The organism is Microcoleus sp. D3_18a_C4, from assembly GCF_036702415.1.
GTDB lineage: Bacteria > Cyanobacteriota > Cyanobacteriia > Cyanobacteriales > Microcoleaceae > Microcoleus.
Genome location: NZ_JAUBTI010000003.1, coordinates 86,123 through 86,826, shown reverse-complemented (window position 1 = coordinate 86,826; position 704 = coordinate 86,123). Strand labels below are relative to the sequence as shown.

The 704-nt window shown below is 45.6% G+C and carries 1 pseudogene; it reads left to right on the top strand.

The features are described 5' to 3' along the window. Positions 1–87 precede the first annotated feature (87 nt). A pseudogene (locus tag QUB16_RS02610) lies at positions 88–704 on the top strand (hypothetical protein); the annotation flags it as partial.

The window sequence follows — 704 nt, the reverse complement described above, 5'->3', positions numbered from 1 at the left end:
GAGTTGGAACAGTCACAGTCACAACTGCATTCCACGCAGGCAGAGTTGGAACAGTCACAGTCACAACTGCATTCCACGCAGGCAGAGTTGGAACAGTCACAGTCACAACTGCATTCCACTGAGGCAGAGTTAGAGCAATATCAGTCACAACTGCATTCCACTGAGGTAGTATTGGAACAGTCGCAGTCACAACTGCATTCCACTGAGGTAGTATTAGAACAGTCGCAGTCACAACTGCATCAGAATAGAGCAGAGTTAGCACACAAGAATTCTCAACTGCATCAGAGTGAGTGGGAATTAGAGCGAACTCGTTTTCAACTTCATCAAACTCAGGCAGAATTAGCACAGTCTAAGGCAGAATTAGCACAGTGCAACTCCCAAGTAGAGCATATTCAGTTGGAAGCGGAGCGATTGGGTTCTCACATTGGACAAGTTCAGGGAGAATTAGAACATTCCCAGTCTAAAGTTCGCAGCAGTAGCATGGAATTGAAGCGATCGCACTCTCAACTTGTCCAGGTTCTAGGAGAATTGGAACAGTCCCAAGCTCAGCAGCGTCAGACAGAAGCAATTTTGCAGCAGTCACAGTCTCAAAACCATCAAGTTCAAAATGAATTGAAGCGGTTCTACTCTCAACTTGTCCAAGTTCAGGAAGAATCTCAGCATTATCAGTCTCAATTTGTCCCAGTTCAGGAAGAATCTCAGCA